Here is a 14,163-nt window from a genome sequence, read left to right as displayed (position 1 = left end):
TAAAGCTTACACGCCATGGATAGCGAATTCTACACAGCATACTTGCTGCATCGACGTCCTTTTAGTGACTCGCAAGTTATGCTTGATATGCTGGTAGAAGGCGTTGGTCAACTGAGAATGTTGGCTCGTATTAGTGGTCGCCAGGCCACTAAACATAAAGCTCAACTGCAACCTTTCCAATCTCTGCTTGTACAATACAGCGGTAAGTCTGATTTAAAATACATCACTCGTTTTGAGCCCCATGGCGGGCAAAGTATGTTAACTGGCACCCAGTTATATTGTGGTTTTTATTTGAACGAATTAACCAATCGTATCGTACCAATCAACGAGCCGATGGAAAGTGTTTATCATCTTTATAAACAGCATTTACACGAGTTGTCGACCACTAAAAGCCTGCAAGCGGTGCTGCGCTCCTATGAGTTTCAACTGCTAGAGATGCTAGGATACGGTGTTGATTTTAGCGTTGATGCGCAAGGGGATGAAATAAACGATGCAGCAAATTATCAGTATTTTGCTGAATACGGTTTTTTGTTGCATGACGACCCCCATAGTGGCTTTTCAGGAAAGCAATTAAATGCCATTGCGGCTCATGACTTTAGCGCCCCTGATGTGTTATATATGGCTAAGCAATTAAGTCGATACCTACTCAAGCCTTTACTTGGTAAAAAGCCATTAAAAAGCCGTGAGTTATTTATTAAGTAGGCTGATACTCAGCCTTGAATCGTTGTTTTAAACAGGTAAAAAAATGAAAGATATTCTTCTTGGTGTAAACGTTGATCACATTGCCACTTTACGCCAAGCGCGTGGCACGAGTTACCCAGATCCTGCGCATGCCGCTGCTGTTGCAGAGCATGCTGGTGCAGATGGTATCACCATTCATTTGCGTGAAGACCGTCGTCATATTCAAGATCGTGACGTATATGTGATGGCAAAAACAATTCAAACACGAATGAATCTTGAGATTGCAGTCACCGATGAAATGATCAACATCGCCCTTGAAGTGAAACCTGCTTATGTGTGTTTAGTGCCTGAAAAACGTGAAGAACTCACCACAGAAGGTGGCCTTGATGTTGTAGGTAACTTTGAAAAAGTAAAAGCTGCAACAGAAAAGCTGACAGCAGCAGGAATTAAGGTTTCGTTATTTATTGATGCCGACAACGCGCAACTTGATGCTGCAAAAGCGTGTAATGCTCCTTACGTTGAAATTCACACAGGTGCTTATGCCGATGCTGAGAATGACGAAGAGCTACACACGGAGCTTGAACGTATTCGTAGCGGCGTACAATATGCTGATAGCCTAGGTTTAATCGTTAATGCCGGCCATGGTCTTCATTATCACAATGTAAAACCAATTGCGGCAATGCCAGAAATTTATGAGTTAAACATTGGTCATGCAATTATTGCCCGTGCAGCGATCGATGGTTTAGAAAAAGCAGTAAGCGATATGAAACGCCTAATGATTGAAGCAAGGCTTTAATACTAATCCGCAATAATATTAATCATTTTGAGGGATTAAACCTGTCGCTATCTACGAGGTTTTATTGCCTCAAAATAGACTACTTAATTAAGCGAATTGGTATAAGCTTTAAACTGCCGCCCTTTTATAGGCGCTGGCAAGTTTGAATACTGAGCGCGGTGGATGTGATATCCACCGCGTTTTTATTTACTCAGATAAACAATAAATTGTGCAAGTAATGAAGAAAGCCAAGGCGAAAGACAGAGTAGGGCCACTAAATATTGATGTTTTTTCTTAAAGCTTTTTAAAACACCATCATCTATTGCCGACAAGTTACCTTTCTTAATTGAATGAATAACCATCGAGTTAGGTTTTACCTTCATTAATTGGGCTTGGCTTTCGTATGTTTGCCACTGTTCAGCGTAATTGTTCTTTACGTAATCGTTTGCCATCACACCAAGCCTTTTATGACAAACTATGCACCATACGAACGATAGCGATACAAAAACAAAAAATGAAATAAAAAACATTTATCTTCCTTGAGATTCTTTCTAACTTTTATTGCTCTTCCATACCTGCATCGCTTAACAAATTATTAAGCTCATCAATTAACTCAAACAGTTCAGGCTCAATGTAATTTAAATCGCAATCGCCTTTTAATGCTGTTTCGAGAGTTTCGGCAAGTGATTTTAGTTTTGGTACGCCGGTATAACAACATGCGCCATGGAACTTGTGTACTATGCTAAGTACATGTTCGCAATCTTCTTTTTCTATAGCTTCATTGAGCAGGCGCAAGGTCTCCGGCACGCTCAGTAATAGCATGTTAAGCATTTCAAGTGCTAGTTCTTCTTTACCGCCTGCGCGTTGTAGTGCTAATTGCCAATCAAGACGAGCGCTTTCAAATGGTGGCTCCGAATGAACGGCAGCTGCTTTACTTCGCTCACGATTAATAGGTGATTGCGGGCTATGATCGCTGATGATTTGTTTTAGCATATCTTCATCGATAGGCTTGGTTAAGTAACCTTTAAAGCCATCTTTAAGAAGTTGCTCTTTTTCACCCGCCAGTGCGTGCGCTGTAACTGCAATGATAGGGGTATCTTCATTGAGTGATGATTCGCGAATAAGCTTACAAGCGGTAATACCATCCATGATTGGCATTTGAATATCCATAAATATTAAATCGTATTTATGGCTTTTGCTTAAGCTATAGGCTTGAGAACCATTATGGGCGGTATCAATTAACTCAATTTGTTCTTCCAGAAGGGTACAAATAAGCTTTAAGTTAGCGTCATTGTCATCAACGACCAACACTTTAAGTGGTAAAAGCTTTTCGTCACCCTGTTCAATATTATGTACTGGGTGATCAAGGCGATAAGGTGCAGCCAATATTTCACACAGTTTACGGTGGTTAAGCGGCTTGCTAAGGCATGCATCAGCACCACTACCAATAAATGCCTCACGCATATTATGTGACACAGTATTGAGCATAATATATAAATAATCAGTCGCAGGGCGAACTGCTTTCACGTAGCTTTTCAGCTGCTGCATATCATCTATTGTGGCAGTATGACCAATAATACAGATGTCATAGCTGAAATCTTTATTGATCTCGTTTAAGAAACTTTCTTCATCTGTGCACGCAGTCACCCGCATTTGCCATTCATTCAATAACGACAATGTTGCTTGATGAGAGTGTTCATGCGGCTCTAAATAAAGCACGCGTTTATTAATTAAGGATTGAGTAGGTAAGTCGCTGGTAATTATATTACTTGGCGTTCTAAATACCGCATTGAATGTAAAGCAGGTGCCATTGCCAGGAGCTGAGTTAAGCGTTATGCGACCGTTCATCGCTTCAACAATATGTTTAGTGATGATTAAACCAAGCCCAGTACCACCAAATTTTCGGGTAATACTTGAGTCTGCTTGGCCAAATGGTGTGAATAACGCATCTTGTTTATCCATAGGAATACCTACACCTGTATCAGTCACTGAGACCAAAATTGAGGCGCGCTCTTCATCGAGCAAGCGGTAGCCAACATCCACTTTAATCGACCCTTTTTCAGTGAATTTAATCGCGTTACTCAACAGGTTAATTAAGATTTGTTTAAAGCGAGTCGGGTCACCGGTCAGGTTATCAGGCACTTGTGGATGAATAAAAATTGATAGCTCAAGTTGCTTTTCATGAGCGCTCGGTGCCAATAAAGTTAAAACTTCATTGATATTGTCACGCAGCTGGAATTGCATTGATTCTAGCTCCATGGCACCGGCTTCTAATTTAGAAAAGTCCAAAATATCACTAATAATGGTCAATAAACTGTTGGCCGACAGCTCAATGGTATCAAGATAATCTTTTTGATGCTTATTTAGCGGGGTTTTATAAAGCTGGCGTGTAAAACCAATTACACCATTTAAAGGCGTACGTAATTCATGACTCATTTTAGCTAAAAAGTCTGATTTTACTCGGTTAGCATCTTGCGCGTCTTTTTTGGCGATACTTAACTGGATATTTTGGGTTTCGTACTGTTCGAGTGTTTCGCGGTAATCAGAGGTTGCTTGGTCAATGTGTTTTTGCATTTCGTCACGTTGCATGACCATGGTTTGCGAAATCGTATTAAGGCCTTCTCTGAGTAACTCAAACTCTCCAAACATTTTTTTATCAAGACCGGTATCTACTTTACCTTCTATTAATCTGTCGGTAGCAAGTACTAACTTATTAAGTGGTTGAACAAACATACGGGTAAGTCTAAATGCCAAAATAGTCGCCAGTACTAACGCTAAAATAATGACAATGCCACTTATAAGCAGTGCGCGTTGCTGACCAATGATAGCCTGTTGTTTGTTGAGCATGATAACCACAGTCCCCAATGAAGCTTGGTAACTATGGTGGTTCCAAATCGAATCTTGGCGACTATGATTAACAATGGCAGTTTTAAACGTTAAGTAGTGCTCTGAATTTTTGACAATAATACCGTCTAGTGACGCTGAGTTATCGGTTATAAACTCTTTGAACTCACTTTGATATTTACTAAAAATGACAAGCTCATTGTTCTCATCAAAAATAGCAATTGATTGAATAGCAGGGGAGTGCTTGTTATGGGTATGACTAACTAGGCGTGTTAATAGCGGTTTATCACGCTTGAGCAAGGGTTGTTCAACCGCTATAGCCAGCGGCTCAATTATTGTCACACCTTGTTGATATAAAATTTCATCGAGCTCAATGTAACGATTTATTGTAAAATAACCGCCCAGCAACAAGCCTATGATCACAGTCGGTATTAAAGTGAGAGTTAAGACTGAGTCACGTAAGCCAAATTTAGTCATAAAGAATGTTGTTATCATTATTATCGTTGTTTAAGAGTATATACTTACTTCCGCTTTATCAATAATTAAGGTGTTGCCCAATGGCACAGATTTTCAAAGCCAAAAAGAAATCCGTTTCACAAAAAATGCTAACCCTGTCTGTCACCGCTATGGATCATCAAGGTCGAGGCGTTGCTAAACAAGGGAGTAAAGTTTGTTTTGTTAATGGTGCTTTGCCGGGCGAAGAAGTAAAAGCACTGTTGATAGAAGATAAGGCACGTTTTGCCAGTGCTGATTGTAAAAAAGTGCTATCAGCCTCAGAGCATAGGGTTACTCCTTTTTGCCAACATTATCAGGTATGCGGTGGTTGTCAGTTACAACACCTCGATGCAAAACAACAGCTCGTAGAAAAGCAAGCAGCGGTAAGTCAGTTGTTTAGTAAATTTGCCAAAGCTGATAATTTAAACTGGCAAGCGCCTTTACTGAGTGATGAGCATCATTATCGTCGCTCTGCGCGTATTGCCGTAATGCACGACAAAGCCGCCAAAAAAATGCGCGTAGGATATCGAGCTCAAGGCTCTAAGCAACTGGTTAGCATTGAGAACTGTGATGTACTTACTGGCACTTTTAGAGATGTTTTTTCGGTCTTTGATGTTCTTATCAACAGTCATTCAGGTCTAGATAGTATTAGCCACTTACAATTATGCGAAGCTGATAACGCGGCTTTTGTGGTTATTAGGCATACCAAAGCTATTAATGCAGAGTTAAAAGCCATTGTTGTAGCGGCGTGTGATGAATATAGCTGGCGTGTTGTGTGGCAATCACAAAGTGGTGAAATTGATCACAGTGACCATCCAATGCCGTACTACCAGATACCAGCTTATGATTTACGTTTTGAGTTTGGCCTTGAGAACTTTATTCAAGTTAACCCGCAAGTGAACCAAGCTATGCTGCATCAAGCAAAACAGTGGCTTGATTTACAAGGTCATGAGCAGGTATTGGATTTGTTTTGTGGTATTGGTAACTTTTCATTATTAATGGCAAAGTATGCTAAATATGTTATTGGTGTTGAAGGTGTTGATTCTGCGGTTGCATTAGCCAAACAAAATGCGCAAACTAACTCTTTGTCGAATACCGATTTTTACTGTTTTGATTTAACACAGCCAATGAAATCAGCAGCTTGGTTTAGTGATGATTTTGATGTGTTAGTCCTTGACCCGTCACGCACTGGGGCGATGGCCATTTTAGAGCAGTTACCACTAACCCAGTTTAAAACGATTTTATACGTCTCTTGTGATCCTGTTACTTTAGCCCGTGACAGTGCGATTATTTTACAAGCAGGCTTTAGCATTAAGAAAATAGGGCTAATGAATATGTTCCCGCATACCGGGCATATTGAAACGATGGCGTTATTTCACAGGAGGTAAAGCGCACTATGGTAGCCACTAGACAGTCACATCAGCTTACAAAGCCGAGTGATTTTGCCAGCCGTATCGAGCTGTTAGCGCTAACAGAAGATAAACAAATCCTATTAAAGCAGGCTCATGATTTGTGCCAGCATTGTGACGATGCAAAACGTGAAAATACCGCAATCGAAATGGTGGAAATTTTAGCCGAGCTGAACTTAGACGCTGATTCGCTGGCAACCGCATTTTTGACCCCTTACTTTTTAGCCGAAAAAATCTCAATTGAGACAGTCACCGAAAAGTTAGGTAATCACGTTGCGTTATTACTAACCGGCGTCAGCCAAATGGCCACTATTAGTACCTTAGCCCATCAAGGTAAAGGTACAGTACAAATCGATAATATCCGCCGTATGCTATTAGCCATGGTTGAAGATGTGCGCGCCGTGGTGATTAAACTCGCAGAACAAGTATGTCACTTGCGTGATGTTAAAGACGCAAGTGAAGAAGAGCGCGTTATTGCCGCCAAAGAAACACGTGATATTTTTGCTCCGCTGGCTAATCGTTTAGGGATTGGTCAACTTAAGTGGGAGCTTGAAGACTTATCGTTCCGTTATTTGCACCCAGATACCTATAAAAACATTGCAAAACAGCTTGATGATAAGCGCCTTGCTCGTGAAGCTTACATGGAAAATATGGTTGCTTTAGTAAAGTCAAAACTAGCTGAAGCAGGCATTGAAGGTGAAGTCTATGGCCGTCCTAAGCATATCTACAGCATTTATAAAAAAATGGCGCAGAAAAACTACGAGTTTGATCAGCTTTTTGATATTCGTGCTATGCGCATTGTGGTGGAACGCTTGCAAGATTGTTATGCCGCATTAGGTATTGTGCATACCAACTGGCGTCATTTGAATAAAGAATTTGATGATTACATCGCAACACCGAAGCAAAACGGCTATCAGTCAATTCATACCGTGGTTTTTGGCCCTGAAGGTAAAACCGTCGAAATTCAAATTCGTACTAGCGAAATGCATCAAGATGCAGAGTTAGGTGTAGCTGCGCACTGGATGTATAAAGAGGGAGCGCTACCAGGTCGAGGTTCGGGCTATGAACAAAAAATTAGCTGGTTACGCAAACTACTGCAATGGCAAGAAGAAGTTGTTGATGGCAGTGACTTAGCCGAAGAGCTTAAAAACCAAGTAGTAGAAGACCGCGTTTATGTGTTCACACCCAAAGGAGATATTTATGATTTACCACTGGGTGCGACACCGCTTGATTTTGCCTATTACATTCACTCAAATGTAGGTCACCGCTGTATTGGTGCAAAAGTGTTTGGCAAGATTGTGCCTTTCACTTACCAGTTAAGTACCGGGGATCAGGTTGAAATTTTAACTCAAAAGCAGGCCAACCCAAGTCGTGATTGGTTAAACCCATCACTAGGTTATATCAAGTCGTCGCGTGCACGCTCTAAAATACATCATTGGTTTAAGCAACTAGACCGAGATAAAAATTTAAGCGCGGGTAAAGAAATTTTAGAGACTGAGCTACAAAAGTTAGACCTAACAACTAAAGATCTGGCGCCAGCAATTGAGCGCTTTAATTTGCGTGGCCTTGAAGATTTAATGGTGGCTGTTGGTGCTGGGGATGTTCGTTTAAATCAGTTATTAAACTTTATTAGTGACCGTGATGATGACGAGCCACAAATTAAGTTTAAAAAGCCGAAAAGTGTAACCGGCGATAAAAACGGTATCGTTGTTGATGGGGTAGGTAGTTTAATGAGCCACGTAGCAAAATGCTGCCGACCTGTGCCAGGCGATGAAATTATTGGTTATATCACCCAAGGCCGAGGGATTGCGGTTCACCGTGAAGATTGTGATTCGTTCGAAAAACTACGTGATAAACACCCAGAGCGAGTGATATCAGTAAGCTGGTCAGACGATGTAAATGGCTCGTACTCATTAACTATTAAAGTTGAAGCCACCGATCGTTCTGGGCTAATTCGAGATATCAGCTCAGTACTTGCAAACGAAAAAGTAAATGTGCTGAACATGAACGTTAACACGGTTGAAGATAAGCAACTTGCACTGTTTTCAATGCAGGTTGAAGTTCATGACTTATCAAGCACCAACCGCTTATTGTCGAAGTTACACCAAATTGAAGGTGTCCATGAAGCAAAGCGTGGTCATTCGTAATGAGTGATAAACATGCCATTGAGCAGTCGTTAGCGATTATGGCCAAACTACGGGACCCAGAATCTGGGTGCCCGTGGGATTTAAAACAAGATTTTAAATCGATTGTGCCGCACACCCTTGAAGAAGCTTACGAAGTAGCAGACTGCATTGAAAAAGGTGAGCTTACTGAGCTTAAAAGTGAGCTTGGCGATTTACTGTTTCAAGTTATTTTTTATGCTCAGCTTGCTAAAGAACAAGGGTTATTTGATTTTGCCGATGTGGCTAATACGCTTAATGATAAATTAGTGCGTCGTCATCCCCATGTATTTGCAGAGCAAAGTGATCTATCGGATGCTGAACTTTCTGCGCAGTGGCAGGCTATAAAAGCACAAGAGCGAGCAGAAAAATCAGCCTCACCACAAATGAGCCTTTGGCAAGATATACCTGATGCGATGCCGGGACTGTCAAAAGCGAAGAAGATTCAACAGCGTGTGGCAAGCCTAGGGTTTGATTGGCCAAGCTATCATGGGGCACTTGATAAAGTTGCGGAAGAAGTAGACGAAGTAAAAGAAGCGCTAGCTCATGATCCACATTCTGAGCACAGCGCCGAAGAAATTGGTGATTTACTGTTTGCAACAGTGAATGTAGCGCGTCATATCAAGCGCGATCCAGAGCAATTATTACGAAGTGCCAATGCTAAGTTCGCGTCACGCTTTGAAAAAGTAGCCGCTTATTTACAGGAGCGTGGCCAAAGTTTAGAAACGGCTAGTCTTGAAGAAATGGACAACGCATGGGAAGCCATTAAAAAGCAGTTAAAATGAGTGTGTTGTAGAACAGGTTGGGTACAGTATGGTTAAGCTCGTTTTTTGTGCACTTATTTGCTAATTTTATCTGGATTGATAGCAGTGCCTTTGCTACAATATCGCCCCGTCTTGATTCTATATTATTCCTTTTAATTCCTGATATTCTAGGGTTCGCATGAGTACAAAATTTATCTTCGTAACTGGCGGGGTTGTTTCTTCGTTGGGTAAGGGTATTGCAGCAGCGTCATTAGCCGCTATTTTAGAAGCACGTGGTCTTAATGTGACTATTTTAAAGCTGGATCCTTACATTAACGTTGACCCAGGCACTATGAGCCCAATTCAGCACGGTGAAGTATTTGTAACTGAAGACGGTGCAGAAACTGACCTTGACTTAGGTCACTATGAGCGTTTCATCCGTACCAAGATGACTAGCCGCAACAACTTCACACAAGGTCGTGTTTATGAAGATGTATTACGACGTGAGCGTCGTGGTGAGTACCTTGGTGCAACAATTCAGGTTATTCCACACATCACAAACGACATTAAGCAACGTGTATACGACGGTGCTGAAGGTCGCGATGTAGCAATCGTTGAAATTGGCGGTACAGTTGGTGACATCGAGTCACAACCATTCTTAGAAGCAATTCGTCAGCTTGGCACTGAAATTGGCCGTGAGCGCGCGTTGTTTATCCACCTAACGCTTGTGCCATTCTTAGGCCCTGCAGGTGAAGTTAAAACTAAGCCAACACAACATTCTGTAAAAGAATTACGTTCGATTGGTATCCAACCAGATATCTTAATCTGTCGTTCTGATCGCAAACTACCAAATAACGAGCGCGCGAAAATCGCACTTTTCACTAACGTTGAAGAGAAAGCTGTTATTTCATTACCAGACGTAGAAAGCATCTATAAGATCCCTGCGTTACTTAAGTCACAAGAATTAGATAACTTCGTATGTCGTCGTTTCTATCTTGAGTGCCCAGAAGCAGATTTATCTGAGTGGGAACAAGTGTTATATCAAGAGTCTAACCCAACAGGTGAAGTGACAATTGGTATGGTTGGTAAATACATCGAACTACCAGATGCGTATAAATCAGTAAACGAAGCATTAAAGCATGCAGGTCTGAAAAACCGTTTAACCGTGAACATCGAATACGTTGATTCACAAGACTTAGAAAGCAAAGGTACTGAGTTACTTTCTCACCTTGACGCTATCTTAGTACCAGGTGGCTTCGGCGGTCGTGGTGTTGAAGGTAAGATCTTAGCGGCTAAATATGCACGTGAAAACAAAGTTCCTTACTTAGGCATTTGTTTAGGTATGCAAGTAGCGCTTATTGAATATGCGCGTAACGTTGCAGGCCTTGAAGATGCAAACTCAACCGAGTTTAACGCTAAATCAGCACATCCTGTGGTTGGTCTAATCACTGAGTGGCAAGATGCTGACGGTAACGTTGAAGTGCGTGATGAGCAATCTGACTTAGGTGGTACTATGCGTTTAGGCGCACAGAAGTGTCATTTAACACCAGGCTCTAAAGTAAGCGAAGTGTACGGTAGCGACGAGATTGTAGAGCGTCACCGTCACCGTTACGAAGTGAATAATCACTACGTAGAGCAGCTTGAAAAAGCAGGCTTAAGTTTCACTGGTTTATCTGAAGATAAGAAATTAGTCGAAATTATCGAGAATAAAGATCACCCTTGGTTTATTGCCGCGCAATTCCACCCGGAATTCACGTCAACACCACGTGATGGTCACCCGCTATTTGAAGGGTTTGTCGCAGCTGCACACACTCACCAAAAAGCGTCATCGTAATTTTAATAGGCCGTGCTTTATGCACGGCTTATTTGTTTTAATAAGCCAATGGCATTAAGGATAATTAATAAAATTGGCACTAACTCACCATTTTCGGGAAAAGAGGAATCAAGATGTCAGAAATCGTAAAAGTGATTGGTCGCGAAATCATGGACTCGCGTGGTAACCCAACTGTTGAAGCTGATGTACATTTAGCTGATGGTTCATGGGGCCGTGCTGCAGCACCATCTGGTGCATCAACAGGTACTCGCGAAGCGCTTGAATTACGTGATGGTGATAAAGCACGTTACCTAGGTAAAGGTGTTTTAAAAGCAGTAGGCTATATCAACAACGAAATCGCTGAAGCGCTTAAAGGTCAAAACGCAGTTGATCAAAAAGCGGTTGACCAAGTAATGCTTGACTTAGATGGTACTGAAAACAAAGAAAAACTAGGTGCTAACGCTATCTTAGCTGTGTCTTTAGCAACAGCTAAAGCGGCTGCAAACTCAAAAGGCGTTGAGCTTTATGAGCACATTGCAGACCTTAACGGCACACCAGGTGTTTACTCTATGCCATTACCTATGATGAACATCATCAATGGTGGTGAGCACGCTGATAACTCTGTTGATATTCAAGAATTCATGATCCAGCCAGTTGGCGCTAAAAACTTCCGTGAAGCATTACGTATGGGCGCTGAAGTATTCCACAGCTTAGCAAAAGTACTTAAAGCTGAAGGTCACTCTACATCAGTTGGTGACGAAGGTGGTTTTGCTCCTAACCTTGAGTCAAACGAAGCGGCACTTGCAGCAATTAAAGTCGCTGTTGCAAATGCAGGTTACGAGCTTGGTAAAGACATCACGCTAGCATTAGACTGTGCGGCATCTGAGTTCTACGACAAAGAAGCTAATATCTATGACCTTAAAGGCGAAGGTAAAAAATTCACTTCTGAAGAGTTTAACCACTTCCTTAAAGATCTGACAGAGCAATACCCAATTGTTTCAATTGAAGATGGCTTAGACGAGTCTGATTGGGATGGTTTTGCTCACCAAACAAAACTAATTGGCGACAAAGTACAATTAGTTGGTGATGACCTTTTCGTAACTAACACGAAGATCTTAAAGCGTGGTATTGATAACGGTATTGCTAACTCAATCCTTATCAAGTTCAACCAAATCGGTTCATTAACTGAAACGCTTGCTGCTATCAAGATGGCTAAAGATGCTGGCTTCACAGCTGTTATCTCACACCGTTCAGGTGAAACAGAAGATGCAACAATTGCTGATTTAGCAGTAGGTACTGCGGCAGGTCAAATCAAAACGGGTTCATTAAGCCGTTCTGACCGTATTGCTAAGTACAACCAATTACTTCGCATTGAAGAAGTACTAGGTGAAAAAGCACCTTACAATGGTCTTAAAGAAGTTAAAGGTCAGTAATTTGGCTTAGCTCATTGAGACTTTAAAAACCTCCTGCGGGAGGTTTTTTTATAGCTGAAATTGCTGTTTTAAGATCTCGCCAGTAAAGCTGGTTTTTAAATAAAAGCCGCGAGGTAGGGTTTGTATTATTTGGCCATTGGGGCCAATTGCATCAGTAAGTGCTTTGCTATTGGCTGCTTTTGGCCTTATTTGCATAACATCGCCTAAGTGCCCCGAAATTTCATCAACGCGACCAAGGGCTATTAGCTCCATTTGTTCTTCCCAGTCCCTTTGTAAAAGGGCATCTTGCTCTGCACTTGGCTGCCACAAAAAGCCACTGCCTATAGTGCGGTGAAAAGGCAGTATCTCGCGCTCGCCTAAAATAGGTAACCATAAAACATGATTCAACTTTTTACGCACAGTACTTTGCTGCCAAGTCATCCCTGTAACATTTAGTAGCGGTGTAACTGACACAAATGTTGTTTCGAGTGGCTTACCTTTAAACGAAATAGGCAGTGTTTTTAATTCAATTCCTAACTCTTCAAAATCAGGTGTTGGTTTTGAGCCTGCTGTTGCGCCAAGCACATATTCGATAAGTTGCCCTGTCCAGCCTTTTTCACGCAGTAAATCGTCAGGTGTTTTAAATTGGTATTGCTCAGCTAATTGCCCTAGGGTAAGGCCGGCAATAGCATCAACACGTTGCATTAATTCGTTTATAGAAGCGGGTTTTATTGGTCGCATAAGGCGTTTATTTGATTGTCTAATTATCCGGTTCATGATAGCAAATGCGCGCCTTAGTGGATATCTTTGTGTTTGGGTGTTTTTTGCGCATGTTAAGTGTGAGCTAAAAATAACCAGTGGAATATGTGGGCTTGATTGTATAACCAGTTGAAATTTATATATTTTAGTTGTTTTGTTGCGTTGTGCTTCGATATTAAGTGATTAGTTGTTTGTATAAATACAGATATATAAACATGTTTATCCACAGTTTCTGTGGAGAAAGTGGATATTTCAACTGTGGATTGTGGATTTGTTTGCAAATTAGGCATGTTTTATAAAAGTTATGCACAAGCTGTGGGTAAGATGGTAAAAAAGAGGTTGTAAATAGTTATTTTATTCAAACAGCGTATTTTTATCAAAATAGCTTTGTAACACCTTGATTAAATGGGCGTGTTAAATGAGTTATTTTAAATCTCCTTTGTGCTTGGGTGTAAAGTGTTTGCTGTATCGCGGGTTATGTGGAACAATCAATAAAAATCGACTTACAAATGAGGCACTAAGGTGATTGATGCCGAAGGTTTTCGTGCCAATGTCGGAATTGTAATTTGCAATAATCAGGGACAAGTATTTTGGGCTCGTCGTTATGGTCAACACTCTTGGCAATTTCCCCAAGGTGGTGTGGACGATGGTGAAACAGCAGAGCAAACCATGTACAGAGAATTACACGAAGAAGTGGGCTTGCTTCCTGAAGACGTCGAGATCGTCGCAAGTTCAAAACATTGGTTACGCTATAAACTACCCAAACGTTTAATTCGCAGAGACTCAAGTCCTGTATGTATTGGACAAAAACAAAAATGGTTTTTACTGAAACTTCGTTGTAAAGATGAAGATGTAGATTTACTTAAAACTCATCACCCCGAGTTTGATGATTGGCGATGGGTGAGTTATTGGTATCCGGTTAGGCAAGTTGTTTCGTTTAAGCGCGATGTATATCGTCGAGTAATGAAAGAGTTTGCTCCGTTTGCAATGCCGTTTAATAAACGAGAGCAACAAAAAGATCATTGGCGACAAAAACGATAAGGCCTGCCTTATCTAAATTATAGGAGCAG

11 protein-coding genes are annotated in these 14,163 nt (G+C 41.3%); 8 read left to right on the top strand and 3 right to left on the bottom strand.

What is annotated here, in order from left to right; all coding sequences use genetic code 11:
- Positions 1-15: 15 nt before the first annotated feature.
- Together recO and pdxJ are read left to right on the top strand one after the other, a co-directional pair.
- The gene (gene recO / locus L1264_RS00870) at positions 16-702 is read left to right on the top strand and encodes a DNA repair protein RecO (protein ID WP_135923793.1); all 687 of its coding nucleotides are present in this window, start codon (positions 16-18) and stop codon (positions 700-702) included.
- 43 nt (positions 703-745) lie between these two features.
- On the top strand, positions 746-1,477 hold the full coding sequence (gene pdxJ, locus L1264_RS00865; protein ID WP_175079982.1) for a pyridoxine 5'-phosphate synthase: 732 nt from the start codon (positions 746-748) through the stop codon (positions 1,475-1,477).
- A 182-nt stretch (positions 1,478-1,659) separates the two neighbouring features.
- On the opposite strand, the gene L1264_RS00860 is transcribed toward pdxJ, so the two are convergent.
- Together L1264_RS00860 and barA are read right to left on the bottom strand one after the other, a co-directional pair.
- Entirely contained in the window at positions 1,660-1,908 is a 249-nt protein-coding gene (locus L1264_RS00860; protein WP_199527239.1) for a hypothetical protein, read from the bottom strand.
- A gap of 106 nt (positions 1,909-2,014) precedes the next feature.
- The gene (barA, locus tag L1264_RS00855) at positions 2,015-4,777 is read right to left on the bottom strand and encodes a two-component sensor histidine kinase BarA (RefSeq protein WP_135926248.1); all 2,763 of its coding nucleotides are present in this window, start codon (positions 4,775-4,777) and stop codon (positions 2,015-2,017) included.
- A gap of 80 nt (positions 4,778-4,857) precedes the next feature.
- On the opposite strand from barA, the gene rlmD reads away from it, so the two are divergent.
- The 5 genes from rlmD to eno all read left to right on the top strand — a co-directional run bounded on the left by rlmD (position 4,858) and on the right by eno (position 12,355).
- On the top strand, positions 4,858-6,183 hold the full coding sequence (gene rlmD, locus L1264_RS00850; protein WP_199527238.1) for a 23S rRNA (uracil(1939)-C(5))-methyltransferase RlmD: 1,326 nt from the start codon (positions 4,858-4,860) through the stop codon (positions 6,181-6,183).
- A gap of 8 nt (positions 6,184-6,191) precedes the next feature.
- A complete protein-coding gene (gene relA, locus L1264_RS00845; protein ID WP_135923796.1) occupies positions 6,192-8,351 on the top strand; it encodes a GTP diphosphokinase in 2,160 nt (719 codons plus the stop codon).
- Positions 8,351-9,151, top strand: a complete 801-nt coding sequence (mazG, locus tag L1264_RS00840; RefSeq protein ID WP_199527237.1) for a nucleoside triphosphate pyrophosphohydrolase — start codon at positions 8,351-8,353, stop codon at positions 9,149-9,151. Before relA ends, mazG begins: the two co-directional genes overlap by 1 nt.
- Positions 9,152-9,308: 157 nt before the next feature.
- The gene (locus L1264_RS00835) at positions 9,309-10,943 is read left to right on the top strand and encodes a CTP synthase (RefSeq protein WP_063529466.1); all 1,635 of its coding nucleotides are present in this window, start codon (positions 9,309-9,311) and stop codon (positions 10,941-10,943) included.
- 113 nt (positions 10,944-11,056) lie between these two features.
- Positions 11,057-12,355 (top strand): phosphopyruvate hydratase, encoded by a 1,299-nt coding sequence (gene eno, locus L1264_RS00830; RefSeq protein WP_138557317.1) that lies wholly within the window; start codon positions 11,057-11,059, stop codon positions 12,353-12,355.
- Positions 12,356-12,403: 48 nt separating this feature from the next.
- On the opposite strand, the gene mutH is transcribed toward eno, so the two are convergent.
- The gene (mutH, locus tag L1264_RS00825) at positions 12,404-13,075 is read right to left on the bottom strand and encodes a DNA mismatch repair endonuclease MutH (protein ID WP_058586533.1); all 672 of its coding nucleotides are present in this window, start codon (positions 13,073-13,075) and stop codon (positions 12,404-12,406) included.
- A 540-nt stretch (positions 13,076-13,615) separates the two neighbouring features.
- Here mutH and rppH point away from each other — a divergent pair.
- Entirely contained in the window at positions 13,616-14,134 is a 519-nt protein-coding gene (rppH, locus tag L1264_RS00820) for an RNA pyrophosphohydrolase (RefSeq protein ID WP_138557318.1), read from the top strand.
- Positions 14,135-14,163 lie beyond the last annotated feature (29 nt).

The sequence above is a fragment of the Pseudoalteromonas sp. APAL1 genome, assembly GCF_021532475.1.
GTDB classification, from domain to species: domain Bacteria; phylum Pseudomonadota; class Gammaproteobacteria; order Enterobacterales; family Alteromonadaceae; genus Pseudoalteromonas; species Pseudoalteromonas lipolytica_C.
The sequence above is the reverse complement of the archived record's forward strand: the minus strand, read 5'-3'. Positions and strand labels throughout refer to the sequence as shown.